Genomic DNA, 23,371 nt, shown 5'->3' with positions numbered 1-23,371 from the left:
TATCCACAGCCGGTGTTGAAAGGAATTCCAGGCAGCGGTTGGGAATTCATATCCTGGGAGGAAATCACGATGAGAAAATTCGCCGCCGCTCTGGCCGCCGCCGCAGCCGTCACGCTTTATTCGTTGGCCGCGGGCGCGCAAACCTATCCCGAACGCACCGTTACCGTCGTGGTGCCGTTTTCGGCCGGCGGCCCGACCGACACGGTCACGCGTCTCGTCGCGGAAGCCATGTCGAAGGATCTCGGCCAGCAGATCATCGTCGAGAATGTCGGCGGCGCCGGCGGCACACTGGGGGCCGGCCGCGTCGCGAACGCCGAGCCGGACGGCTATACGCTGCTCCTCCACCACATCGGCATGGCGACGAGCGCGACGCTGTACCGAAAGCTCGCATACGACACGCTGAACGGCTTCGAATATGTCGGCCTCGTCACCGAGGTGCCGATGACCATCGTCGGCCGCAAGGACCTCGAGCCGACCGATCTGAAGGGGCTGGTCGACTACGCCAAGGCCAACAAGGATACCGTCACCGTCGCCAATGCCGGCATAGGCGCGGCCTCGCATCTGTGCGGCATGCTGTTCATGAGTGCGATCGGCACGCCGCTGGTCACCGTGCCCTACAAGGGCACCGGACCGGCGATGACCGACCTTCTCGGCGGTCAGGTCGATATCATGTGCGATCAGACGACCAATACCACCAAGCAGATCCAGGGCGGCACGATCAAGGCCTACGCCGTCACCTCGCCGGAACGCCTCGATGTTCTGCCGGATGTCCCGACGACGACGGAAGCCGGTCTCCCTGAGGTGCAGGTCGGCATCTGGCACGGCCTCTACGCGCCCAAGGGCACGCCTGCCGAGGTCACCGAGCGCCTGTCGAAATCGCTTCAGGTCGCACTGAAGGACCCGAACGTCGCCGCCCGCTTCGCCGAGCTCGGCACCAAGCCGTCGTCCGACGCCGACGCGACGCCGGCCGCGCTGAAGACCAAGCTGGAAGGCGAGATCGCGCGCTGGAAGCCGATCATCGAAGCCGCCGGCCAGTACGCCGACTGAGGTTTTGAAACGGGGCGCCACCGGCGCCCCGTTTTCGCTTCGGCCCCGTTTTCGCACTGCACCGGCGCGCCCGCGGCGCGGGCCTGGAGGAGGACATGAAGCCTTTCACAATCGACACGACCAACGGCATATGCGCCGCGCTGTTCATCTTTCTCGGCGGATTTTTCGCGTTGCAGTCGGTCGGCCTCGAAATCGGCACCGCCTTCCGCATGGGACCGGGCTATTTTCCCCTGGTCCTGGCAATCGTGCTGATCCTGCTTGGCGCCATCATCCTCATCGAAGCGGTGCGCTTCGAGAGCGAGCCAATCGGCCATATAGCCTGGCGCGGCATGCTGTTCATCCTCCCTGCCCCGATCTTCTTCGGCCTGACCGTGCGCGGCCTCGGCTTCATCCCGTCGATCTTCCTGACGGCGCTGATCGCATCCTTTGCCAGCGGCCGCATGAGGCCGCTGACCGCGCTCGTGCTCTCCGCCGGCCTGACGTTGTTTGCGTTCCTCGTCTTCAGCTACGCGCTCGGCCTGCCGTTCCGGCGCTTCGGCCCGTGGCTGCCCTCATGGCTGGTATTGTGAGGGGCTGAACATGGAACTCCTCGACAACCTCGCGCTCGGATTTTCGACGGCTACGTCGCTGGCAAACCTCGGTTTCTGCCTGATCGGCGTCCTTCTCGGCACGCTGATCGGCGTCCTGCCCGGCATCGGCGCCACCGCGACCATCGCCATGCTGTTGCCGATCACCTTCCAGATCGGCGACCCGGTTTCCTCCCTGATCATGCTCGCCGGCATCTATTACGGCGCGCAATATGGCGGCTCGACCACCGCCATTCTCATCAACATGCCCGGCGAATCCTCGTCAGCAGTCACCGCAATCGACGGCTACCAAATGGCCAAGAACGGGCGCGCCGGGGCGGCACTCGCCATCGCGGCGATAGGCTCGTTCTTCGCCGGAACGGTGTCGACCTTCCTCGTCGCCATCTTTGCCCCGCCGCTGACGGCGATCGCGCTGCAATTCGGCGCGGCCGAGTATTTTTCGCTGATGATCGTCGGCCTTGTCTCGTCCGTCGCGCTCGCCCACGGCTCGATTGTCAAGGCGCTGACGATGGTCGTGCTCGGCCTGCTGCTCGGCCTTGTCGGCACCGACATCTACACCGGCACGCCGCGCTTCACGCTCGGCATCCGCGAATATGCCGACGGGCTGAATTTCGTCGCGGTGGCGGTTGGCGTCTTCGGCGTCGCCGAGATACTGCGCAACCTCGAAAACGAGCACGAGCGCTCCGTGATGATCCGAAGGGTCTCCGGCCTTATGCCGACCCGCGAGGATTTTCGCCGCATGGCGACGCCCATCGTGCGCGGAACGATCATCGGTTCGGCGCTCGGCATCCTGCCGGGAGGCGGTGCGATCCTTGCAGCCTTTGCCTCCTACACGGTCGAAAAGCGCGTATCGAAAAACCCGGGGGAATTCGGTAAGGGCGCCATCGAAGGCGTCGCCGGACCGGAATCGGCCAACAACGCCGGCGCGCAGACCTCCTTCATCCCGATGCTGACGCTCGGCATTCCGGCCAACCCCGTCATGGCGCTGATGATCGGCGCGATGATCATCCAGGGCATCGTGCCCGGCCCCAATGTCGCGATCGAACAGCCGGCGCTGTTTTGGGGCATCATCGCCTCTATGTGGATCGGCAATCTGATGCTGATCATCTTGAACCTGCCGCTGATCGGGCTTTGGGTAAAACTCCTGACGATCCCCTATTATGTGCTCTTCCCGATCATCATGGCCTTCTGCTCGATCGGCGTTTACAGCGTCAACACCAACATTTACGACCTCTACGCAGTCGCCTTCTTCGGCTTCCTCGGCTACCTCCTGACCAAGCTGCGCTGCGAACCCGCGCCGCTGCTGCTCGGCTTCGTGCTCGGCCCGTTGCTCGAGGAAAACCTGCGCCGCGCCATGATTCTCGCGCGCGGCGACCCGACCACCTTCGTGACGAGGCCGATCAGCGCCGGCCTGCTCTTCATCGCGCTCGCCGTGCTCGTCATCGTCTTCCTGCCGGCGGTCAAGAAGAAGCGCGAAGAGGTGTTTGTGGAGGAGAATTAGCGAAGTCGGCGCCGCGGCCGATGCGGGCGCCGGTTTCCGAATCGAACAGGAAGACAGCGGCGTCCTGGAAAGTGATGCCGATCGGCTCATCCATGTCGTAATGCGCCGATTTATCGGCCTTGACGGTTACGGTGGCCCCACCGAACTGGCAAGTGATCAGGGTATGATCGCCGATCAGTTCCACGGCATAGACCCGCGCCGCGATCTTGCCCTGCGATGGCCGCGTGACCCGGCAATCCTCGGGCCGGAGGCCGGCAGTGACCTTTTTCCGGTTTTCGGCAACGCTGGTCACAAATCGTCCTTCCGCGCAGGCGAAGGTACCCTCGACCAGCTCGCCTTGGAGAAAATTCATCGGCGGCGAGCCGATGAAGCCGGCGACGAACAGGTTCGCCGGATCGTCATAGATGTGTCGGGGCGTCGCGATCTGCTGCACGGCTGTGCCGCGATGGCCGCGACGGCGACCGGCCGCTTCTCGCGCGTCGAACAGGCGGCCGAGCGCTTCGTGAACTACGGCGCCGAAATCCTGCCGGACCCCAGATGGGCCGAGACCTATAGGCGCACCCAACCCGTTTTCGACCGGCTCTACCGCCACAGCCAGGCGCTCTACGACGACATCGACGCCCTGGCCGCCGCCACGCGGCCGACGCAACCGTGACGCCTCTCAGCCTTTGGAGCCGCGCCTGCAGCGACAGCCTTGGCAATCACGACGCATCCCGCCTGGGATGCATCGGACGATTGTCTCAGTTGTGGCGGATTTCCGTTCCTAGCACCTTCAGGCACTCGCGGATGAATGCGGCAAGTGCGGTCCAGCCCTTTGCCGAGACCATTGTTCCGTCCACGTAGGCCTCAGTCGGGGACAGGTCGATATAGGTTCCGCCGGCGAGGGTCACTTCCGGCTCGCAGGCAGCCAGCGCACCCACTTTCTTGCCACGCACGACGCCGTCGACCGCGATCAGGATCTGGACACCATGGCAGATCGTAAAGATCGGCTTTTTGTTTTCGTGGAAATGGCGGACTATCGCCTGCACGCGCTTATCCGTGCGGATGTACTCGGGGCCACGACCGCCCGCGCAATACACGGCATGATATTGGTCGAGCTGTTTTTCCGCCTCCGAAAAGGTCTTGTTCATCAAAGCATAGTGGCCGGGTTTTTCGGTGTAGGTCTGGTCACCTTCGAAATCGTGAAGCGACGTCTTGATCAGGTCTCCAGCGTTCTTGTCAGGACAGACAACGTGGACGATGTGGCCGACAGCCTCCATCGCCTGCTGATAGACGAAGATCTCGTATTCTTCGGTAAACTCACCGGTCAACATTAGTATTTTCTTGCCTGGCATGGTCGGTTTCCTCGTTTTGTGGATGGAAGTCCGGCGGGCATTGCACTCGCCCGGCGGCGCGGGTCTCAAAAAAGGGAATCCGGGATGTCCCGGGCGTTTACCTGCATGATCAACGATGCATCCAGCTTGACGGCGCCGCTCCCGATGTGAACGGTGACGAACATCGTGACAGTCTCAATCGAACGCCAGCAGCAAACGATCACGAGAATGCTCGATATGACGGCGCATTGCCTGTTCCGCCGCAGCGGGATCGGCGGCAGCGAAGGCGGCCAGGATGGCCTCATGCTCGTCGAGCGCTTCCTCGGTAACGCGTGAATGGAACATCAGGCGGAAGATGTGGAAGTGCGTGTGCTGGAATGCGAGAGTCTCGCGCACGAGATCATTGTTTGCAAATTCCATGATCCTGTCGTGGAAAATGGCGTCCTGCCGCGCGAAGTTTGAGTAACGCAGGCGTTCATCCTTGCCTTCGCGGCGCGCCATGCCCCCTGCGGACTCCTGAAGCACCGCAAGTTTCGCCTCATCCATCAATGCGGCTGCTTTGGCCGCCCCATGCGGCTCGAGCAGCAGGCGAAGCTCATAAAGTTCGTCAAACCGGCGCTTGGTTATCTGCGGCGCGGCGCGGTAGCCGATCAAATGTGTCTTCAGCACAAGGCCTTCGCCTTCGAGGCGGCCAAGCGCTTCACGGATTGGCGTGTGGGATACATCGAGTTCCTTGACCAGGCTGTCGACGGTGATCCGTGAGCCAGGCGCGATCTTCAGTGACATGAGTTGCGCGAAGATCGCTTCATACACGTCCTCCACCAGGCTGTTGGATCGCTGGATGCGTCCGCTAGCGGGGTCGGCTTCTCGGGCATTGCTTAAGTTCATGACCTGCATCTTTGCCTCTTGACAGGATCACTGGCTAGCACGATGCTTCGCCGAATACAATCCTATATCCTATACGATTTAATAGAGGATTTTTTATGGCGGAGCTCGACGAGCTTTCGCCACTCCCAATATCATCGAGGGACGCAGAACATGAGCCTTTTCGCCGCCGTAAGGCTGCCGCGTGAGATCCTCTTCGGGAAGGGCCAGCGCCATATCATTCCAACCGTTGCGGCCAGGCTGGGCCGTCGCGCTCTTGTCTGTACGGACGAGCGCTTTGCCGCAACTGTCTCCTTCGCAGAGATCATGGAGGCGCTCGAGTGCGCATCGATCGATGTGCTGGTGCACGATCGTGTGCTGCCCGATGTGCCACGAGACACGGTTGCCGTCTGCGTAGAGATGGCGAGAGAGTTTGCGCCGGACATGGTGATCGGGATCGGAGGCGGCAGTTGTCTCGACATGGCCAAATGCGCCGCGTTGCTCATCAGCCACGGCGGCCTGCTCCAGGACTACTACGGCGAGTTCAAGGTGCCCGGTCCGACGCTGCCGTTGATCGCGGTGCCAACGACAGCCGGCACCGGCTCGGAAGTGACCCCTGTCGCGGTGATCTCCGATCCGGATCGCACCATGAAAGTAGGCATATCCAGCCCGCATCTGATAGCGGCAGCCGCCATCTGCGACCCGGAGCTGACGATGACATGTCCCCCGGGACTGACGGCGATTGCGGGCGCAGACGCGCTGACACATGCGATCGAGGCTTTTACCGCCGTCAGGCGCGGCACTGACCCCAACCTGCCGCAACAGCATGTCTTCATCGGCAAGAGCGCGCTGACCGATCATTTTGCGCTGCTCGCGATCAAGCTGCTTGGCCGCAGTCTCGAGAAGGCATACCGCGACCCCGCCGACGAGGACGCTCGGGCCGAAGTGATGATGGGCGCGCTTGCAGCCGGCTGCGCGTTCGGTACGGCCGGAACTGCGGCGGCGCACGCGGTGCAATATCCGGTCGGAGCCGTTACCCACACCGCGCATGGGCTGGGTGTCGCCACCATGTTGCCGTATGTCATGAAGTACAACCGGGTCGCCGCGGCCGCCGAGATGACCGAGATCGGCCTTGCCCTTGGTCTCGACGGGAGGGACCGGAGTACCGGTGAGATGGCCGACGCGGCGATCGACGAGATCGGCCGGCTGTTTGGAGCGATCGGGATCACGCCTACGCTGGCCAAGCTCGGACTTCCCGCCGACAAGCTCGATTGGACGGCCGAACAGGCGCTCGGCATCGACCGTCTCATCAAGAACAATCCGCGTCCATTCGATCTGGCAGCCATGCGGGGCCTGATCCAGGCTGCCTATGATGGCGACCTCGCCACCTACGTCATGTGAGCAATCGAGGAGCAGGCCATGAACATATCTCATCAGGTGCTGGAGGACGAGCAGGACACTGCCGACTTCCATAGATTTTCCCACGGCTTGTATATCGGCGGCCAATGGAGGCAATCCGCCGACGGCAGGGAAATCCAGGTCGTGGACCCTTCCACCGAGGCGGTGATCGCCGCCGTTCCCGATGCGACGATCGAAGATGCCGCGGCCGCCGTGGAGGCTGCGGCCAAGGCCGCCGATTGCTGGCGCACGACGGCACCCCGCAAGCGTTCCGAAATCCTCAGACGTTGCTTCGAGCTGATGACGCAACATTCCGAGACGCTGGCAACCCTGATCTCGCTGGAAAACGGCAAGGCACTCCGGGACGCGCGTGGCGAGATCGCCTATGCTGCGGAATTCTTTCGCTGGAATGCCGAGGAAGCCGTTCGCATCACCGGTGAATTCGGAATGGCGCCTTCCGGCACGAACCGGATCGTGGTCGACTACGAGCCCATCGGCATCTGCATCCTTGTCACACCCTGGAACTTCCCTGCCGCCATGGCGACGCGCAAGATCGCGCCCGCCTTGGCTGCCGGATGCACGGTAATTTTGAAGCCAGCCAGCGAGACCCCGCTCACGGCCTACGCGCTTGCCGCGCTCTACCAGGAAGCAGGCGTTCCGCCAGGTGTGGTGAACGTTCTGACAACCTCCAATCCCGGCCCTGTGACGGCCGCGCTGCTGGCCGATCCGCGGGTGCGGAAACTCTCCTTTACCGGCTCGACGGGTGTAGGGCGCGTTCTGCTGGCCGAGGCCGCAAAGCACGTGGTTTCGTGTTCGATGGAGCTTGGCGGCAACGCGCCATTCCTTGTGTTCGATGACGCGGACCTTGACGCGGCGGTCGATGGGGCGATGGTGGCGAAGATGCGCAACGCCGGCGAAGCTTGCACGGCTGCAAACCGCATCTATGTCCAGTCTGGCGTTTACGATGCCTTTGGCGAATGCCTCGCCAGGCGGATGTCGGCACTCAAGATCGGCGCTGGTACGGAAGCAGCCACGGAGTGCGGGCCGATGATCACCAGGAAGGCCGTCGACAAGATCGACCGTCTGGTCAACGATGCTGTCGCCCGTGGCGCGCGGGTGCTGTGCGGGGGCAAGGCAGGCTCGGGAACGGGATACTATTATCCGCCGACCGTGCTCTGCGACGTCCCGGCCGAGGCGGAGATGGCGCACGAGGAAATTTTTGGACCGGTGGCGCCGATCTCGAGATTCGAAACGGAAGCCGACGTCATCGCGCGCGCCAACGACACCGAATACGGTCTTGCCGCCTACATCTACACGCGCGATCTTGCGCGCGGAATGCGGGTGGCATCCAAGATCGAAGCCGGGATGATCGCTCTCAACCGCGGCTTGATGTCCGATCCGGCTGCACCCTTCGGCGGAATGAAGCAGAGCGGCCTCGGCCGCGAGGGCGGCCAGCATCACGGCATTGCCGAGTTCATGGAGGCGAAATACCTCGCCATCAGCATCTGAGCGGAGGAAGAGTGCAAAGCGATCCGTTTCGCATCCGCGACCACGTCGCGGATTTTGACAAAATCGTGCAGGACATCGTTCACCGCAGCGAGGCCGTTCGCGCAACCATTCCAATGACTGCCGACGTTGCCTATGGGCCGGATCAGACCGAAACCATCGACCTGTTCTTTCCCTCGGGCAAAAGAAGCGGCCTGCCGGTGCACATGTTTATTCATGGCGGCTACTGGAGAATGTTCTCCAAGCGCGACTACTCATACGTGGCGACGACGATTACCCAGGCCGGTGCGATTGCTGCTATCGTCGACTATGCTCTGATGCCCAAGGTCAGAATGGCTACGATCGTCGACCAGGTGCGCCGCGCCAAGCAGTGGGTTCTGGCCCATATCGCCGACCACGGCGGAAACCCGGCAGAGCTGACTGTCAGCGGCCATTCGGCTGGAGCACATCTTTCTACGTTTCTGTTCAACAGAGAGAATACCCCATCGAATGTGCGGGCAGTCCTTCTGCTCGGCGGGCTCTACGATTTGAAACCGCTCCAGAACTCCTTTCTCGCCAACGAGATTGGAATCACCGATGAGGAAGTCGCCATGTTTACACCTCTTGCCTATCGGCATGATCCTCAAACCAGGGCGACGGTTCTGGTCGGAGCCAATGAGACGCCGCCTTTCCATCAGCAAGCAGATCGATTCAAAGAGAACCTGCTGCAGCAGGGTTCGCCGGCAACGTCGCTTGTTCTCACGAACCGCAACCACATGGACAGTGTCAGAGATCTCGGCGTGCCTGGGAGCCAGGCGGGTGATTGCCTGACGAAACTGATTGTCAACGACCGCCGCTAACCCTCCCAGCAGACAATGCCGGCCATCACCACGGCGGCTTAACCGCAATGCCGTCTGCTGAACGCCTCAGCGAGGGAAAAGAACCTCACCCATTCCAAGCACCGCGTTGTCACCGCCATATTTTTGCGGCGCATTGCCCAGAAGCGGCCGTTTCAAAATACCCTCGGCGATCAGATGACGATCGACGATGGCGGCGAAGACACTCTCTGGCGCGCCGCATTCGACGAAGCTCGGCGACAGGCTTTTCGGCGCGCGATCGAGAAGGATCGAACCGCGACGCATCAGATAGCCGGGCATCTCGCCGGTGCCGCCGGCCACCACCAGCGTGCCGGCGATCATGCGGCTGCCGGCATGGTCGCCTGAGCCTTTCAGCACCGCGATCAGGCCGCGCCGCATGCGGTCGGCGGAAAAAGCGCCGGCTTTGCCCCTGACGATCAGCACGCCGCCATTCATGCCAGCCAGTTCCCCGGCGAGCGGCGCCCCAAGGTGATCACCGGCGTTGCCTGTTATTTCAAGCCTGCCGCCGCGCATGCCGGAGCCGGCATGCGGACCGGCATTGCCTTCGACCGTGAGTTTGCCGCCGCGCATGGCACGCCCGGCCTGGGCGCCGGCATTACCGGCGACGCGAACCGAACCGCCCCGCATGCCTTCCGCCACGCGGTCGAGGCGCGCGCTTCCACCTTCGAACACGATGTCCAGCGGATCGTTGCCGGCGACGCGAAAGATATCGCCGACCTTCGATCCATGCTTCGACATGCCGATCTGGACTTTTTCGATATCGCGCCTTTCCATCCCGGCAAGCCGCTCCGGCGTCAGCGGTGACAGGTCAAGGCGCTCGGCCCGCTCGGCGACAAGGGTGAAGGTCAGCGCCTTCATGGCAGCATATCCTTCAGCGAATAGATGAACTTGCCGAGCTTGCCGCCGTAATTGCCGGCGCTTATGCGAACCGCGCCTCGCTTCGGCCCAAGCTCGATGACTGCCTTGATGCCGGCCTTCATCGCGGCGGCAACGGCATCGTTGGTCTCGCCGTCGATGACGATTTCCAGAACGGCGTTGATGTCGGGACCGAGCTCACTCCTGACAACACCGCGCAGTGTCGGCGCGTAGGCTTCGTTGGCCGAGGCGATCATGCCCTTGTATTTACCACCGATCTTGGAACCCGAACGGGCGATGCCGCCCGGAAACGGCACGATCGCGCCCCGCACCAGGCCTATCGCGGCAACCGCTGCCTCGGCAGCAATCAAGGCCTTGGCGCTGCTTTCAGCCATGACGAAGAAATTGCCGCCGCCGACGGCACCCTTCGTCAGCCCGGTCGTTGCTTCGCACAGGAATTCGCCGTCCATTACGGGAACGCGCCAAAAATGCCTGCCGCCGATTTTCTTGGAGATCTGCCAGCCGTCGCCGAAATAACGCAGCGCCGAACCGAGCTTCAAATCGGCGCTGCCCTCCAGTCCGGCGAAGCAGGCGGAACCCGGCGAGGTCAAAACACACTGGCCGACGCGATTGAGCAGCTGTTTCTGCAGCTCGTCTGTTCCCATCGCGAAAATCATCACGCGGCAGCCGGGCCGGCCATCCGGTGTGGCCGATGGCGGCAGTTCGACATCGATTGCCGCTTCGCAGCCGCACGCGATCACCGAGGTGGCAAAGCCGGTCATCGTGATCGCCGCCTGGCGCGCCCATTTCCGGTTCGGCGCGGTGATGATGATGGCGGTCGCGCGCATGCCGAAGGCCTCGGCAAAGGTATCGTCAACCGTTATGCCATTTACGCTCACATTCGGCATGCAACCTCGCCGAACGGCTGTTCGCGCGCTATCGCGGAATCCGGGAAATTGAACCAGTCCAGCGACAGGCCGTAGCGCTGCTGGTGATAGTCTTCAAGACGCCGCACCATCGCCTTGTCCGGCGACGGATTGAGCCTGAGCGCCTTGCCCCAACGGTAATGGGTGATCTCCCCATCCTGCACGACGAGATCGCCATCCTTGAAGACATACGCCGCCTGCCCCAGCATTTTCGCGATATTCCCGTCCCTGCGGTAGACAGCGACATCGGCTATGGCGCCGGCGCCGAGATGGCCCCGGTCTGTCAGCCCGAGCAGCTTGGCTGGGGCCGCGCGCGTCATGATGGCAATTTCCTCGAACGTGTACTCGCGGTCGATTGCAGCCAGGGTGGAGAGCGCCATGGCGGAAGGTGAAAGCCCGGCAATCATTTCGGTGCGCGCTTCCCGGCTCATCAGCAGCTCGAACAGAGCCGGGTAGACGGTAAACGGCGCGCCGTTCGGATGATCGGTGGTGAAGAAGACACGCCAGGAATCGTCGATCAGGAGAAAAAGCTCGAGCCCGATCGCCCACTGCATCGCGCCATAGAAATCCTTGCCATAGCTGTAGGGCACGATGCCGCCGCCATTGCCGTCGCCGTCATGAATGACGGATTTCTTCGGGCTCGCACTGCCACGCGCCGAAAACTGCCGCATCACGTCGGAGGAGACGGTGACCGTTTGGCCGAACATCACCTGGCCGATGTCAATGGTGACTTCCGGCGTCGCATTGACCAGTTCGGCAAGACGCGCCGCGGCCGAGGAAAACCTGCGCTTGCCTTCCGTGCCGTAGCCATAGAACTGGAGATGGGCGAGGTGCAGCGGCAATCCTTCCGCCGCCGCCATCGTCGCGGCCGCCGTATCCGCCGATCCAGGGCTGCCCAGATTGTTGCAATGGACATGCAGAGGGTGCGGGACGCCAAGACTGTCGACGGCCGCCTGCAGCGTCTTGACGATCTTGCGCGAGCTGACGCCATAGGAAGGCACCACATCGTCCAGCGAGAAGGTGCGGACGTTTTCCTTGAACGCGGCCGCCGCACCAGCGTTGATCACCTTGACCCCAAGCGCCCGCGTCGAGGCGACCGTCCAGGCGACATAGTCCTCGATCATCGTTGAGGGGGCATCGTCGCGGATCATCGACAGCAGGAAATCGTCGTTGCCGAGAATGGCGAGCGTCGCCTTGTCGATGATCGGGATGTCGGCCAGTTCGAGATGGGTGTGAAGTGCGGCTCCCGGCGACATCGCCGGCTCGACGACCGTGGTGAAGCCCATCTTGGCGTAGAGACAGCCGGTCTGGAAGGTCGACCAGCCGGCGTTGGAGAGCGGCGTCGTCGCCGGCCGCGCCTGATGCGCGGCATGCTGTTCCGGCAAGAGCAGCCGTGCCGTGTTCACGTTGCCGCCGCCGATGTGGGAATGGATATCGATGGCGCCCGCCATGACGATGCAGCCGGCAGCGTCGATGGTCCGGTCGGCTGCGCCCCCCGCCGGCGCCGCAACGATCTTGTCGTCCCTGATCCAGAGGTCGCCCTTGCCGAGACGGCCGTTGACCGGATCGATAATGTCGCCGCCCGCGATTTTCGTCAGCATGGCAACGCGGCCTCGGAGGAGACATGACTGGCGACCAGGCGGATGACAGTCGCAGCGGAGGGCAGTTCGGACGCCGCTCGCGCATCGATCGATCTCAGCGAACCGGTGCGGCTGGAATAGACCACCGCCTCGTGATCGACGCCCGCTTCGCCGATGGCGATGGTTACAGCAGCACCCGCTATCGGCTCCTGCGTTTTCGCCAGCACAATCAGCGCCATGCGGTTCTTTTTCTTCTGCGGCTGGACAATTGAGGAAGAGATCCGCAGGTGCAGGTCGGCTTCGCCGGCAGCGATCATGCGCGCGACATCGTAACGCCACGGATCGAATTCCGGGAAGCCGCGCGCAAAGCCGGTGCGCAGCGGAAAACCCGTCATCCAGGTCGAGGCGAGCGCGCTTCCCCACCCGTTTTCGCTCGCGGGCAGATGCAGGCCAGACGCGCGCGATTTGCGGTTGAGGTCGGCGATCAGTCCTTGCAGCATCTCCAGCGCCAGCCCTTCGGTCGCGTCGCCTGAAAACAGGAAGACGGGAAAATGCGCAGCCTCCAGGGCTTTGGCGAAATCGTCGAAATTCGACACTGGTTGCGATGTCTGACGCCCCCGGCTCTGCGCCCTAAGCGCCGCCAGCGTAGCGCCGAGGCTTGCCTCGCCGCAGGAGAGTAGCGTCGCCGTCCGCCCGTTGCTCAACGGCGGCGCAGACGCCCCTTTCGACCCGACCAGAAAGAATTCGCGTTGATTCTTGGCCGAGAGATCGGGAACCGTGGCCGAGAGTTCGCCGACAAATTCATGATGGATTTGCGGGAGTTCGCCCACAATCACCACGACATCGGCGCGCCGGTGCGTCTCGCCGGGCGCAACGGTCATCGCGCCTTTGTCGGTAAAAAGCGCGGTCTCCCGGGAAACTGCCGCGCCATCGGCATGATCATATGCCGCGCCAACTCGCTCAGCCAGCGCGATCGCCGCCCTGGTGCCGTGTATGTCCGTATCCAAGCTGAAAACCGGGCACCGGCTTGACCCCAACAGCGCGGCGGCATGTGCAGCCGCGCGCTCGACCAGCGCTTCCCGGTTGCCGATCCAAGCAACCGCCATTCACTACGCTACTTTCTGGTGCCGGCCTGATCCTAGACGAAACTGGATTGGCCGTGAACCCCGCCTGTCAGCAGATTAGCGAATGTTTTCTTACGCCATCAACAAATTCCGACCGCGCTTAATCATATTTGATGTAGGCGAAGCGCTGATCGGTCGGTGGAGTGCCTTCCAGCGCGCCGCCTTCCTTTGCCGGCTGCCACTGGACGACATCTTCGATCTTTTTGGCCAACTCGAAGTCTTTGTCGGTCATGCCCTTCGCTGCGTGGTTCGTCAGGCGCACCTCGACCCAGGCATAGGAGGCGGTGATGTCGGGATGGTGCCACGCCGCCTCGGCGAGATGGCCGACCGTGTTGATGACCATCAGCGTCGATTTCCAGCTGTGGGTCTTGTATTTGCGCCGGATCCAGCCGTTCTCGTAGCGCCATTTCGGCAGCTCCTTCTCGAGCCGATCGGCAATCTCGGCTTCCGAATAGACCTTTTCCTTAGCTGTCTCGCTCATCTCGACCTCCGCGAATTGCCCGGTCCGTTTTCGCGCCGGGCCAAAAGAAGATAAAACGAATGCACTCTCTCCGGCTTGCCCCTTCGACGAAAACAGCTATCATGGCGACGGGCACCTAAACTTCCATGATGCGTCTATGATGCACCCATCGGGGGGTAGATGTCGAATTCTGTTACCATACGAGTGCCCGCCCGCCTGCATCTTGGCTTCCTCGATCTCAATGGCGATACCGGACGTCGCTTTGGCAGCGTCGGGCTACCGTTGAGCGAACCCGAAACCGTCGTCACCCTGTCGCGGTCCAGCGAGACCATCGTCGAAGGCACCGAAAGCCGTCGCGCCGGCGAGCATTTGTCGACGCTCTGCAGCCATCTCGGCATTCGCGGCCAGCACGGTCTGGTGGTCGAACAGTCGATCCCGAGCCATGCCGGCCTGGGGTCCGGCACGCAGATCGCCCTTGCCGTCGCCTCGGCGCTGCGCACGCTCCACAACCTGCCTCTCGATATCGGCGGCGACGCGACCCTGCTCGAGCGGGGCGGTCGATCAGGCATCGGCATCGCCAGTTTCGAACGCGGTGGTGTCATTGTCGACGCCGGCAAGGACGACAGCGGCAGGCCGCCGCCGGTCGTGGCGCGCCTGCCGTTTCCGGAAGAGTGGCGCGTCATCATGATCCTCGACCACGGCGGGCATGGACTGCATGGCGATGCCGAGATCGCGGCGTTTCGTTCGCTGCCACCCTTCCCGGCGTCCGGCAGCGGCGAGATCTGCCGGCGGGTGCTGATGGGGATTATGCCGGCTTTGATCGAGCACGACCTTCCAGCCTTCGGCGCCGCCGTCGCCGCGATCCAAATGCTGATCGGCACCCATTTTGCCCCGGCGCAAGGCGGCGTGTTCACCTCCAAGCGGGTCGAGAGGGTGGCCCACGGTCTCAATGAAGCAGGCGCCGTCGGCATCGGCCAGAGTTCGTGGGGACCAACGGGGTTTGCCTTCGCCCCATCGCAAGACGCCGCAGTCAGCTACGTCAGCGCGGTTCAGCAGACAGTTGAAGACGGCATCGAGATCAGGATCGTCAAGGGCAGGAATTCCGGCGCGAAGATCAGTTCGACCAAACTTGATCTCGTCGGCAGCTGACGGCTCCGCAGCACGATAAGGTTCAAGAGGAAAGGCGAGAAATGGCCCGCAAACACATCCTGCACATGCTGACGCCGTTGAAGCATATGAGCCCTTTCGACGTGAACATGGGGCTCGATGCAGGTTTCGACGCCGTCGTCCCCTATGTCGATGTACGCCTTGGCGAGGTGACAGGCCTCGTGCAGGACGCGATCTTTTCGCGCCCGCCCGATGCGGGCGTCGATACCGGCATCTTCATCGCCGGCAAGGACGCCTCGCTGGCGCTAGACATGTTCGACGCAGCGCGAAGAGCGATGGTGCCGCCTTTCCAGGTTTCGGTATTCGCCGATCCGGCCGGCTCATTCACCACGGCCGCGGCGATGGTGGCCAAGGTCGAAAAAGCGCTGGAGAAAAAATTCGAGCGCGGACTGAAAGACACGAGGATCGCTGTTTTCGGCGCCACCGGCGTCGTCGGCTTCTGCACAGCCGTCATCGCCGCCAGGGAAGGCGCCAGGGTCACGCTTGTCGGTCATGACGGCATCGAAAGGGTCGAGCAGATCGCGGCCGAGATCAAAAGCCGATTCAACATCGCCGTAGATGCGGCTGACGGATCGACCGACGCCCGCAAAACGAAGCTGGTCGAGGCGAGCGAGGTGATCCTGGCGTGTGCCAAGGCTGGCGTCCAGGTGGTTTCGAAAGCCCAGTTGAAAGGCAATGGTCTGCTTATTGCCGCCGACGTCAATGCGGTTCCGCCGGCCGGCATCGAAGGCGTGGCCGTCAATGCCAATGGCGATCCGCTCGAAGCGGCAAAAGCTGTCGGCATTGGTCCGCTTGCCATCGGCAACGTGAAATACAAGGTCGAATTCGGCCTCTTCAAAACAATGATCGAATCCGAAAAAACCGTCACGCTGGATTTCCAGGAAGCATTTTCCCTTGCACGCGAAATCGCCAAATAACGCCGGATCTCTCCTGATCGCGGCGATTTCAGGCCGGGCGCTGGCTGCCGCTGCGCGCCGCGCCGGCTATCGTCCTCTGGTCGCCGATTTCTTTTGCGACACCGACACGGTCGCGCTCGCCGAACGCGCGACGATGCTGCCGGGCGACCTACAGGGCGGCATCGACGGCGAGCGCATCATTGAGACGCTTCGGCAACTGTCTGGAGACGACCAGCCGGTCGCCATTGTCCTGGGCTCGGGCTTCGAGCGGATGACGGAGACCGTAGACGAGGTCGCGCGCCATTTCCCGCTCGCCGGCAATAGCGGCGCCGCGATCCGCAGGATCAAGGACCCGCAATTGCTGGCCGCCGATTGCGCCGAGCTCGGCATCCCGCATCCGGAATTCCGATGGGACCGGCCGGCCGATCCGGAGAACTGGGTGGTCAAGACTGCAGGCGGCGCCGGTGGCGCGCATATCAGACGGGCCGCCGGAGAAACCCCGGCCACCGGCCGCTATTTCCAGCGTTTCGTTCCCGGCCGCAGCATCTCGGCCCTGTTCGTCGGCGACGGCCAAACTGCTGATATCGTCGGCTTCAGCCAACAATGGGCGTCGCCCGCCCCCTCAGCGCCCTACCGCTATGGCGGCGCTGTGCGGTTGAGACGCTTCGATCGCAGGCAGGCGGCGATGATGCGCGGCTGGCTTTCAGCTTTGGCGCGCCGCGCCGGCCTGGTTGGATTGTGCAGCGCCGATCTCATTCGCGGACCGGATGGCTACAAGCTCATCGAGATCAATCCGAGGCCAGGCGCCACGCTCGACATTTTCGACGATGCCGACGCGCCTCTGATCGAAGCGCATCTGCGCGCCGCGACAGGCAGGGCTTACCGCCTGCCGCGCTTCGTCGATTCGATGGCATCGATGGTGACCTACGCCGCGACGCCGATCGCCCGGTTTCCATCGGTTGCCTGGCCTGAATGGACTGCCGACCATCAGTCGCCCGGCACTGGTCTGATCGCTGGCGATCCTGTCTGCACCATCTTCGCGCGCGGTCCGAGCGCCGATTTGACCAGGCGGCTCATCAAGGCACAAGCCAGCCGATTGCAACACCAGTGGGAAGGAGACCGGACATGAAAGATGGTTCGGCATTCCTGAATGACAATGCACAGCGCATCATCGACGGCATGATCGGCAACGCCGAACGCCTGCGGATCGCCGTTTCCAGGGGGCCATTGGGCGAGTGCCTGATCGATGCCGGCGCCAAGGCCGCCGGCGGCGTTGAGGCCGGGCTGCGCATGGCGGAGGCCGCGATGGGCGGTCTCGGCAGCATTTCGGTCGGCATGGACCGCGCATCGCAGAAATGGCCATTCACCGTCGAAGTGCGGTCTTCGCAGCCGGTGCTTGCCTGCCTGGGCAGCCAGTATGCGGGCTGGAACCTGTCGAGCCAGGATTATTTCGCCATGGGATCCGGCCCGGCGCGGGCGCTCGCCCGCGTCGAACCGCTGTTCGAAGCCCTTTCCTATCGCGACACCGCCTCATCCGCCGTGCTTATCCTGGAGACGGCCGAACCGCCGCCCCGAGCGATTGTTGAGAAGGTCGGCAAGGCCACCGGGCTGGCAACCGAAAAGCTCACCTTCCTCTACGCGCCGACACAGAGCCTTGCGGGCGGCGTGCAGATCGTTGCGCGCGCGCTCGAGGTTGCCTTGCACAAGACCAACGATCTCAAATTTCCGCTGGAGAACGTCGTCGACGGCATCGGCACGGCGCCTGTCCCCGCCCCCCATCCGGATTTCCTGACCGCCATGGGCAGAACCAACGACGCCATCATCTATGGCGGCAGCGTTCAGCTCTTCGTAAAGGGCTCGGCGAAAGACGCCAGGGAGCTCGCCGAGCAACTGCCGAGCCGCGCCTCGCGGGACCACGGCCACCCCTTCGCCGAGGTGTTCAAGCGATTCAAGGGTGATTTCTATGCGATCGATCCGCTGCTGTTCAGCCCGGCCGAAGTGATCGTCACGGCGATCGAGACCGGCGATACGTTTCGCGCCGGCGAGCGTGATCTGCAGATGCTCGAACGGAGCCTCGGTTAGACCATGGCGCTGCAATGGATTCATCTATCCGCCTGGCGGGCCGCCCGCTCGCGCCTTCGGTATACCGGTATCCGAGGCGTGACATGATCCCCCGCATCCTGATCGTCAGCGACAATTCGGACGCTCGCGCCAAAGGCCTGGCGGCAAGGCTGGACCGGCGCGGCGCGGTGGTCGCAACCGTGCCGCTGGCGGCGATCGCGTTCGACACCGGCAGCCCGAGCGGACTGTCGATCCCCGGCTTCGACGGCGCGCTGCCCGACGCCGTACTGGTCCGTTCGATCGCCGCCGGGTCGTTCGAAGCGGTCACCCGCCGCCTCGGCGTGCTGCACGCATTCGGCAAGCTTTCCATTCCGGTGTGGAATTCCGCACAGGCGATAGAACGCTGCGTCGACAAGTCGATGACGACCTTCCTCCTGAAGGATGCCGGCCTGCCGACGCCGCCGACATTCGCGGTCGAGGGACGTGCCATGGCCGAAGCGATCGCCGGACGCGAACTGCCGTTTACGCCGCTTGTGCTGAAGCCGCTGTTCGGCGCACAGGGTCGCGGCATCAGGCTGATCGAAACATTGTCCGATCTCCCCGCGGAGGACGAAGTGAACGGCGTCTACTATCTCCAGCACTACGTGCCGCGTCCCGGCCCTCCTTTCCGCGATTTTCGCGTTTTCGTCTGCGCCGGCGAAGTCCTGGCGATGATGAGCCGCCGCGGCGACGACTGGATCACCAACGTCAATCGCGGGGCAGTGCCCGAGCAGGTTTCAGGGCACGGGGAAACCGAATTAGCGGCGCTGGCAAAAGCCGCCGCCACCGCTATCGGCGCGAATTTCGCCGGCGTCGATATCGTGCCGGCGGCCGACGGCAGGCTGTTCGTGCTGGAGGTCAACAGCATGCCAGCCTGGTCCGGGCTTCAATCGGTCGTCGCGGTGAACATCGCCGATGCGATTGCCGACGCCCTGCTGAAATCGATGACCGATCGCACCGAGGCGGCGGCAGCGCGACCCTATCGCCTCACCGCGCCGGCGAACTCGTGACGAGCCGCTAGCATGGCGCTTTCGCGAGAACGCCTCCGGGCTGCCTACAAGGATTCCTGCCGGATGGAAATCGAGGCGTTGAAACCGGGCAATGTCCATCTGTTCGCCGACGGGCACGGCATGTCCGCCGCCCAGTTCATGACGAGCGCAGAGGTCTCGTCCGCGCCGCTGACCGATCCTCGCCTGCCGGTCGGACAGCGCATGCTGGAAGCGGTCCGCGCGACACGTCTGGCGGTCGCGACCAATACCAATCTCGGTATCATCCTTCTGGCAGGGCCTCTGCTATGCGCCGCCCAAATGACCGGCGGCGCACTACATGACAATCTCGACGCGGTGCTGCGCGCGATGAGCATGGACGATACCAGGGCGGTGTTCGAGGCGATCGTCGCGGCCGCGCCGGGCGGCCTTGGCGAGGCCGCGAACGATGTGCGGCAGGAGCCGAAGGTTCATCTGCTCGAAGCCATGCGGGAGGCGGGCGACCGTGACATGATCGCCCGCCAGTATGTTACCGGTTTCGGCGACGTGTTCGGCGTCGGGCTTGCTGCTCTGGAAGCGGCGTTGGCACGCGGGGAAGACGGCATGTGGCCCACGGTGTTCGCCTATATGGCTTTTCTCGCGGGCTTCCCCGACAGTCACGTGGTGCGCAACCATGGCGCTGAAACCGCAAATCAGGCGCGGCAGGAAGCCCTTGCCGTCCAAGCGGCGCTCCATGCCAGCGACGACGACGCGTCACGCATTCGTCTGCTGATGGGGCTCGACCGCCGGCTGAAGGCGGACAATGTCAACCCAGGCACCTCGGCCGACCTGACCGTGGCTACTCTTTTAGTCCACACCCTCGGCGTTCAGCTTGCATAATCGCAACGTTGGTGGTTGACTTTCAGGAGCGGAAGCTGGGCTTCCGCGGCTATCCAGCCAACCGGTCCGGATGTCCGGGCGCTGCCAACAAGGATAGCTGTCCATCGAGCGCTCGCTCGGTTTGCGGCGTCTTTGGACACCATAACTGTGTCTTGGAGGAAAATTGGCATGGCAAAGATCTCGAAAGTAATGGTCGGTGAATCGCTGGTAGGAGACGGCAACGAAGTGGCGCATGTCGACCTGCTCATCGGCCCGCGGGGGAGCGCGGTCGAAACGGCATTTTGCAACGCGCTTACCAACAATAAGGACGGTTTTACCTCCCTTTTGGCGGTGATCGCGCCCAATCTTCAGTGCAAGCCCAACACCGTGATGTTCAACAAGGTCACGATCAAGGGCGCTAAACAGGCCGTGCAGATGTTCGGCCCGGCCCAGCATGCGGTTGCAAAGGCCGTGCAGGACGCCGTCGCGGAGGACATCATTCCCGCCAGTGAAGCGGACGATCTGTTCATCTGCGTCGGCGTTTTCATCCATTGGGACGCGGCGGACGACGCCAAGATCCAGAAGTACAATTACGAAGCGACAAAGGAAGCGATCCAACGCGCGGTCTCGGGAACGCCGACGGCCGCCGAAGCCACGGCCCAGCGGGACCAGGTGAAGCATCCGTTCGCGGCTTAGACAAGAGACAGCCCCGCACAGGTAAAACCCTCCGCGGAGCCGGATGGTCTGTTGCGCCGCCTGAAAAAGTTTCTGGGCCTTTAGAGCATCGGACCCAAAACTGCCCTCGGGCCTGATCCGAGAGTTGAGAACCGGTTTTTTGGGAAATCCGATGCTCCAGCAAAGAGATAGAGCGGCGAGCCGATCGACTTGAGAGTCCGCCGCTCTACAAGGCCCGTTTCCGAGGCCGAAGTTCGAGGCTACACGAATGTCAGGTGCCAAGCGTCGCTTGGTGCCCCGGCGTGAGTGTGCCGTCATGCAGTGAGGTCGCAACCAGCGCCGCGGCGATACCGAGTGACGAAAGGGCGCGAATGTCAGCCTCGTTGCGCACCCCGCCGGCCGCGATCACAGAACGGCTTCCAGCATTCGCCTTGATTGCCTTGAGCCGCGTGAAATCGGGACCGGAGGCGGAACCGACCTTGGCCAATGTCATGACGATCACCTTTTGCGGCCAAAGCTCCGGCTCGTCGAGAAGCGATGCCGGACCGCGAAACCCATCGTCGAAGAAATCCAGCGACAGAATAAGGTCCGGATGATCGCAAAAACGCCGGAACAGCGCGTCGTCCTGCTGCGATTCGGATCCCAGGACTGGGCAAAGCCAGGGTTCGGCGAGTGCTGCCGAAAGTGTTTTCTCGTCGGCGAAGCCGGCATCGACCCAAAGCTCCGGCGGCTCTACCATCGCCTTCAGCCGGGCAAGCGCGCCGCTGTTAGGCGTTCCGCCTTCGATGGCATCCAGATCGGCGATATAGAAGGTCGGAAAAGGGTGAAGCCCGCGCAGGCCTTCGGCGACCGCGATGACATCGGAACTTTGGCTGAGCGGCGTGACGATCGGCCTGTAGCGATCGCGTTTTCCTTGCTGAGCGCGCACCACTTCGCCGCCTTTCAGGTCGAGAACCGGAATGATACGCAACGCTTTTCTCGCTGACCAACTGTCCCTGTCCGAATGTCTCCTATGATGAAAGCTTGAAGTGTGGAAAAAAGAAAGAGCATCGTTGCCGGCTTTGATATTGGCGGCGCGCATCTGAAGGTGACGCGTGCGGAAAACGGCCGCATCGTCGAGGCAGTAACAATCGCCACGCCGCTTTGGCTAGGGCTCGATACCCTCACCTTGGCATTCGAGGAAACGGCCGCGATTTATGCCGGCGCCGATCTCAACGCATTCACCATGACTGGCGAACTGGCGGACATCTTTCCGTCCCGCGATGCCGGCGTCGCGGCTCTGCTGGATGAGATTTCAACCCGTTTCCCAGGCGAAAAGTTGATCTATGCCGGGCCGTCCGGCTTCGTCGGGGTCGAGCAAGCAACGCGGCTGAGCGCCGATGTCGCCTCCGCCAACTGGCACGCGACAGCGTCGTTGGTGGCGAAACTCGCCGGCGATGCCCTGTTCGTCGATATGGGCTCCACCACCACCGACATTATCGCAGTCAGGAATGGCGCCGTCGCCAATGACGGCTACACCGATGCCGGACGGCTTCTGAGCGGCGAACTGGTCTATACCGGCTTCACCAGGACGTTCCTGTTCGGTGTCGCCTCGTCGGCCCCCGTCCGCGGCAGGCTGACACCACTGATGAACGAGTATTTCGCCTCGATCGCCGACGCGCACCGGATCCTGGGGGTCCTCGATGAGAAGGACGACAGGCACGCTTCCGCCGACGGCAAGGAAAAGACGATCGACGGTTCGGTAGCGCGGCTGGCGCGCATGATCGGGCGCGACGCTGCCGACCTGACGTTGCCGGAATGGCGTGAAGTCGCGCGCTGGTTCAGCGAGCAGCAGTTGCGCAAGATCCACGACGCAGCGTCCCTGATTGCCGGCCTCCTTGCCCAGGATGCGCCGATCGTCGGCGCCGGAACCGGCCGTTGGCAGATCAGACGACTGGCCGAACGCATGGAACGCCGCTTCGTCGATTTCGCTGAGATCATTCCCGCGGATGAGGCCGTTCGCGGCGAAGCGAGCAGCGTGGCACCTGCGTCAGCGGTGGCGCTGATGGCGGGATCTCAATTGTAGGCACTATAACTGGTTCAGCCGCGTACCTCATCACCGCTGGACTCCTTGACCGACAGGTGATCGCCGACACGCTGCATCAGCCAGTCCCAGGCTTCCTTTTCGCCCTCGCCGGCGGTCTTTTCGATGGCAATCGAAAGGTAGGCGATTTCCGCCTCGATCTTGTCGCGCGGCAGCATGCCGAGCCGGCTGACCAGGATGGCCAGCTCCAGCACCGCCGCCTTGGCGCGGTTGAAGCCGGTGAACGGCGCATGCGTTTCCTCCTGCACCACGCGGCAGAAATGGCGAGGTCGCATAGCATCGTCATCGACACTTTCGACTTCGAGAACCGAATGCGCGAGCGCTGCTTCGAGCCGTGGCACCGGAAACCCGTCGACCGCAACGGTTGGCCAATGCTTGCGCCCGGTCAGGCAGCCGGCAAAGATACGCGCGTCGTCGGTGTAATTGGCGATGGCGAACGGCACTTCAGCGAGATTGTCGAGCGTGATCGACGGCCGGAACGGCGCGATGATCCAGCCGTCCTTCTCGGCGATGATGCCGATCGGCGCGATGTGGACGTCGCCGCTCTTGCTGACAGTGGTGATAATCGATTCGCGAATGTAGGGCATG

The 23,371-nt window shown here is 63.0% G+C and carries 24 protein-coding genes and 1 pseudogene; 15 read left to right on the top strand and 10 right to left on the bottom strand.

Features of this window, described 5'->3' with window-relative positions; all coding sequences use genetic code 11:
• Positions 1 to 69: 69 nt before the first annotated feature.
• The 3 genes from EN807_RS13560 to EN807_RS13550 all read left to right on the top strand — a co-directional run bounded on the left by EN807_RS13560 (position 70) and on the right by EN807_RS13550 (position 3,135).
• The gene (locus EN807_RS13560; RefSeq protein WP_135935267.1) at positions 70 to 1,047 is read left to right on the top strand and encodes a tripartite tricarboxylate transporter substrate-binding protein; all 978 of its coding nucleotides are present in this window, start codon (positions 70 to 72) and stop codon (positions 1,045 to 1,047) included.
• A 95-nt stretch (positions 1,048 to 1,142) separates the two neighbouring features.
• The gene (locus EN807_RS13555) at positions 1,143 to 1,616 is read left to right on the top strand and encodes a tripartite tricarboxylate transporter TctB family protein (RefSeq protein ID WP_135935266.1); all 474 of its coding nucleotides are present in this window, start codon (positions 1,143 to 1,145) and stop codon (positions 1,614 to 1,616) included.
• Between the two features lie 10 nt (positions 1,617 to 1,626).
• Complete coding sequence (locus EN807_RS13550) at positions 1,627 to 3,135, top strand: tripartite tricarboxylate transporter permease (RefSeq protein WP_135935265.1); 1,509 nt, start codon at positions 1,627 to 1,629, stop codon at positions 3,133 to 3,135.
• Here the strand turns inward: EN807_RS13550 and EN807_RS37640 are convergent.
• Positions 3,095 to 3,487, bottom strand: coding sequence for a TOBE domain-containing protein (locus tag EN807_RS37640; protein ID WP_246684149.1), 393 nt, complete (start codon positions 3,485 to 3,487; stop codon positions 3,095 to 3,097). The two genes, EN807_RS13550 and EN807_RS37640, sit on opposite strands and share 41 nt — an antisense overlap.
• Before the next feature lie 75 nt (positions 3,488 to 3,562).
• Between EN807_RS37640 and EN807_RS37635 the strand changes: the two are divergent.
• Positions 3,563 to 3,790, top strand: a pseudogene (locus EN807_RS37635) (pentose kinase); the annotation flags it as partial.
• Between the two features lie 85 nt (positions 3,791 to 3,875).
• Here EN807_RS37635 and EN807_RS13535 read toward each other — a convergent pair.
• Together EN807_RS13535 and EN807_RS13530 are read right to left on the bottom strand one after the other, a co-directional pair.
• The gene (locus tag EN807_RS13535; protein WP_065009308.1) at positions 3,876 to 4,469 is read right to left on the bottom strand and encodes a DJ-1/PfpI family protein; all 594 of its coding nucleotides are present in this window, start codon (positions 4,467 to 4,469) and stop codon (positions 3,876 to 3,878) included.
• A gap of 174 nt (positions 4,470 to 4,643) precedes the next feature.
• Complete coding sequence (locus tag EN807_RS13530; RefSeq protein WP_135935263.1) at positions 4,644 to 5,345, bottom strand: GntR family transcriptional regulator; 702 nt, start codon at positions 5,343 to 5,345, stop codon at positions 4,644 to 4,646.
• Between the two features lie 141 nt (positions 5,346 to 5,486).
• Here EN807_RS13530 and EN807_RS13525 point away from each other — a divergent pair, with 141 nt between their 5' ends.
• Genes EN807_RS13525 through EN807_RS35520 form a run of 3 tightly spaced genes read left to right on the top strand, consistent with a single transcriptional unit; the run spans position 5,487 to position 9,055 of the window.
• Positions 5,487 to 6,713, top strand: a complete 1,227-nt coding sequence (locus EN807_RS13525) for an iron-containing alcohol dehydrogenase (protein ID WP_128204294.1) — start codon at positions 5,487 to 5,489, stop codon at positions 6,711 to 6,713.
• An 18-nt stretch (positions 6,714 to 6,731) separates the two neighbouring features.
• Entirely contained in the window at positions 6,732 to 8,219 is a 1,488-nt protein-coding gene (locus EN807_RS35525; protein WP_189522405.1) for an NAD-dependent succinate-semialdehyde dehydrogenase, read from the top strand.
• Positions 8,220 to 8,230: 11 nt separating this feature from the next.
• Positions 8,231 to 9,055 (top strand): alpha/beta hydrolase, encoded by an 825-nt coding sequence (locus tag EN807_RS35520; protein WP_189522404.1) that lies wholly within the window; start codon positions 8,231 to 8,233, stop codon positions 9,053 to 9,055.
• A 66-nt stretch (positions 9,056 to 9,121) separates the two neighbouring features.
• Here the strand turns inward: EN807_RS35520 and EN807_RS13515 are convergent, their stop codons facing one another.
• The 5 genes from EN807_RS13515 to EN807_RS13495 form a co-directional block, all read right to left on the bottom strand.
• A complete protein-coding gene (locus EN807_RS13515) occupies positions 9,122 to 9,931 on the bottom strand; it encodes a formylmethanofuran dehydrogenase subunit C (protein WP_135935261.1) in 810 nt (269 codons plus the stop codon).
• On the bottom strand, positions 9,928 to 10,836 hold the full coding sequence (gene fhcD / locus EN807_RS13510) for a formylmethanofuran--tetrahydromethanopterin N-formyltransferase (RefSeq protein ID WP_135935260.1): 909 nt from the start codon (positions 10,834 to 10,836) through the stop codon (positions 9,928 to 9,930). The genes EN807_RS13515 and fhcD overlap by 4 nt, the downstream gene beginning before the upstream one ends.
• Positions 10,824 to 12,455 (bottom strand): formylmethanofuran dehydrogenase subunit A, encoded by a 1,632-nt coding sequence (locus tag EN807_RS13505; protein ID WP_135935259.1) that lies wholly within the window; start codon positions 12,453 to 12,455, stop codon positions 10,824 to 10,826. Before EN807_RS13505 ends, fhcD begins: the two co-directional genes overlap by 13 nt.
• Positions 12,449 to 13,540 (bottom strand): tungsten formylmethanofuran dehydrogenase, encoded by a 1,092-nt coding sequence (locus EN807_RS13500; RefSeq protein WP_135935258.1) that lies wholly within the window; start codon positions 13,538 to 13,540, stop codon positions 12,449 to 12,451. Before EN807_RS13500 ends, EN807_RS13505 begins: the two co-directional genes overlap by 7 nt.
• A gap of 118 nt (positions 13,541 to 13,658) precedes the next feature.
• On the bottom strand, positions 13,659 to 14,039 hold the full coding sequence (locus EN807_RS13495) for a 4a-hydroxytetrahydrobiopterin dehydratase (protein WP_127313857.1): 381 nt from the start codon (positions 14,037 to 14,039) through the stop codon (positions 13,659 to 13,661).
• A 159-nt stretch (positions 14,040 to 14,198) separates the two neighbouring features.
• Between EN807_RS13495 and EN807_RS13490 the strand changes: the two genes are divergently transcribed.
• From EN807_RS13490 to fae, 7 genes are all read left to right on the top strand, one after another.
• Positions 14,199 to 15,167 (top strand): beta-ribofuranosylaminobenzene 5'-phosphate synthase family protein, encoded by a 969-nt coding sequence (locus EN807_RS13490; RefSeq protein ID WP_127313858.1) that lies wholly within the window; start codon positions 14,199 to 14,201, stop codon positions 15,165 to 15,167.
• Between the two features lie 41 nt (positions 15,168 to 15,208).
• Positions 15,209 to 16,102 (top strand): NAD(P)-dependent methylenetetrahydromethanopterin dehydrogenase, encoded by an 894-nt coding sequence (locus tag EN807_RS13485; protein ID WP_135935257.1) that lies wholly within the window; start codon positions 15,209 to 15,211, stop codon positions 16,100 to 16,102.
• Positions 16,080 to 17,210 carry an ATP-grasp domain-containing protein gene (locus tag EN807_RS13480; RefSeq protein ID WP_246684081.1) on the top strand — a complete coding sequence of 377 codons (1,131 nt, stop codon included), beginning with the start codon at positions 16,080 to 16,082 and terminating at the stop codon, positions 17,208 to 17,210. Before EN807_RS13485 ends, EN807_RS13480 begins: the two co-directional genes overlap by 23 nt.
• Positions 17,207 to 18,163 carry a methenyltetrahydromethanopterin cyclohydrolase gene (mch, locus tag EN807_RS13475; RefSeq protein ID WP_135935256.1) on the top strand — a complete coding sequence of 319 codons (957 nt, stop codon included), beginning with the start codon at positions 17,207 to 17,209 and terminating at the stop codon, positions 18,161 to 18,163. The genes EN807_RS13480 and mch overlap by 4 nt, the downstream gene beginning before the upstream one ends.
• Before the next feature lie 83 nt (positions 18,164 to 18,246).
• Entirely contained in the window at positions 18,247 to 19,191 is a 945-nt protein-coding gene (locus EN807_RS13470; protein ID WP_135935255.1) for a RimK family alpha-L-glutamate ligase, read from the top strand.
• Positions 19,192 to 19,203: 12 nt separating this feature from the next.
• Complete coding sequence (locus EN807_RS13465; RefSeq protein WP_135935254.1) at positions 19,204 to 20,046, top strand: triphosphoribosyl-dephospho-CoA synthase; 843 nt, start codon at positions 19,204 to 19,206, stop codon at positions 20,044 to 20,046.
• A 168-nt stretch (positions 20,047 to 20,214) separates the two neighbouring features.
• Positions 20,215 to 20,721, top strand: coding sequence for a formaldehyde-activating enzyme (gene fae, locus EN807_RS13460; protein WP_127313863.1), 507 nt, complete (start codon positions 20,215 to 20,217; stop codon positions 20,719 to 20,721).
• Between the two features lie 250 nt (positions 20,722 to 20,971).
• On the opposite strand, the gene EN807_RS13455 is transcribed toward fae, so the two are convergent.
• Positions 20,972 to 21,670 (bottom strand): HisA/HisF-related TIM barrel protein, encoded by a 699-nt coding sequence (locus EN807_RS13455; RefSeq protein ID WP_246684080.1) that lies wholly within the window; start codon positions 21,668 to 21,670, stop codon positions 20,972 to 20,974.
• A 60-nt stretch (positions 21,671 to 21,730) separates the two neighbouring features.
• Here EN807_RS13455 and EN807_RS13450 point away from each other — a divergent pair, with 60 nt between their 5' ends.
• On the top strand, positions 21,731 to 22,765 hold the full coding sequence (locus EN807_RS13450) for a hydantoinase/oxoprolinase family protein (RefSeq protein ID WP_135935252.1): 1,035 nt from the start codon (positions 21,731 to 21,733) through the stop codon (positions 22,763 to 22,765).
• A gap of 14 nt (positions 22,766 to 22,779) precedes the next feature.
• Here the strand turns inward: EN807_RS13450 and EN807_RS13445 are convergent, their stop codons facing one another.
• Positions 22,780 to 23,370 (bottom strand): DUF447 domain-containing protein, encoded by a 591-nt coding sequence (locus EN807_RS13445; RefSeq protein WP_135935251.1) that lies wholly within the window; start codon positions 23,368 to 23,370, stop codon positions 22,780 to 22,782.
• Position 23,371 lies beyond the last annotated feature (1 nt).

The sequence above is a fragment of the Mesorhizobium sp. M5C.F.Ca.ET.164.01.1.1 genome (genome assembly GCF_004792125.1).
GTDB lineage: Bacteria > Pseudomonadota > Alphaproteobacteria > Rhizobiales > Rhizobiaceae > Mesorhizobium > Mesorhizobium wenxiniae.
This window is presented reverse-complemented; position numbering and strand designations above follow the sequence as displayed.

Excerpts from the sequence above, each read along its gene's own strand:
- EN807_RS13495 (WP_127313857.1), bottom strand. The coding sequence starts at position 14,039 with ATGAGCGAGACAGCTAAGGAAAAGGTCTATTCGGAAGCCGAGATTGCC.
- EN807_RS13560 (WP_135935267.1), top strand. The coding sequence starts at position 70 with ATGAGAAAATTCGCCGCCGCTCTGGCCGCCGCCGCAGCCGTCACGCTT.
- EN807_RS35525 (WP_189522405.1), top strand. The coding sequence starts at position 6,732 with ATGAACATATCTCATCAGGTGCTGGAGGACGAGCAGGACACTGCCGAC.
- EN807_RS13530 (WP_135935263.1), bottom strand. The coding sequence starts at position 5,345 with ATGCAGGTCATGAACTTAAGCAATGCCCGAGAAGCCGACCCCGCTAGC.
- EN807_RS13525 (WP_128204294.1), top strand. The coding sequence starts at position 5,487 with ATGAGCCTTTTCGCCGCCGTAAGGCTGCCGCGTGAGATCCTCTTCGGG.
- EN807_RS13490 (WP_127313858.1), top strand. The coding sequence starts at position 14,199 with ATGTCGAATTCTGTTACCATACGAGTGCCCGCCCGCCTGCATCTTGGC.
- EN807_RS13515 (WP_135935261.1), bottom strand. The coding sequence starts at position 9,931 with ATGAAGGCGCTGACCTTCACCCTTGTCGCCGAGCGGGCCGAGCGCCTT.
- EN807_RS13465 (WP_135935254.1), top strand. The coding sequence starts at position 19,204 with ATGGCGCTTTCGCGAGAACGCCTCCGGGCTGCCTACAAGGATTCCTGC.
- EN807_RS13485 (WP_135935257.1), top strand. The coding sequence starts at position 15,209 with ATGGCCCGCAAACACATCCTGCACATGCTGACGCCGTTGAAGCATATG.
- fhcD (WP_135935260.1), bottom strand. The coding sequence starts at position 10,836 with ATGCCGAATGTGAGCGTAAATGGCATAACGGTTGACGATACCTTTGCC.
- EN807_RS13445 (WP_135935251.1), bottom strand. The coding sequence starts at position 23,370 with ATGCCCTACATTCGCGAATCGATTATCACCACTGTCAGCAAGAGCGGC.
- EN807_RS13470 (WP_135935255.1), top strand. The coding sequence starts at position 18,247 with ATGATCCCCCGCATCCTGATCGTCAGCGACAATTCGGACGCTCGCGCC.
- EN807_RS13500 (WP_135935258.1), bottom strand. The coding sequence starts at position 13,540 with ATGGCGGTTGCTTGGATCGGCAACCGGGAAGCGCTGGTCGAGCGCGCG.
- EN807_RS13550 (WP_135935265.1), top strand. The coding sequence starts at position 1,627 with ATGGAACTCCTCGACAACCTCGCGCTCGGATTTTCGACGGCTACGTCG.
- EN807_RS13505 (WP_135935259.1), bottom strand. The coding sequence starts at position 12,455 with ATGCTGACGAAAATCGCGGGCGGCGACATTATCGATCCGGTCAACGGC.
- EN807_RS13535 (WP_065009308.1), bottom strand. The coding sequence starts at position 4,469 with ATGCCAGGCAAGAAAATACTAATGTTGACCGGTGAGTTTACCGAAGAA.
- EN807_RS37640 (WP_246684149.1), bottom strand. The coding sequence starts at position 3,487 with ATGAATTTTCTCCAAGGCGAGCTGGTCGAGGGTACCTTCGCCTGCGCG.
- EN807_RS13555 (WP_135935266.1), top strand. The coding sequence starts at position 1,143 with ATGAAGCCTTTCACAATCGACACGACCAACGGCATATGCGCCGCGCTG.
- fae (WP_127313863.1), top strand. The coding sequence starts at position 20,215 with ATGGCAAAGATCTCGAAAGTAATGGTCGGTGAATCGCTGGTAGGAGAC.
- mch (WP_135935256.1), top strand. The coding sequence starts at position 17,207 with ATGAAAGATGGTTCGGCATTCCTGAATGACAATGCACAGCGCATCATC.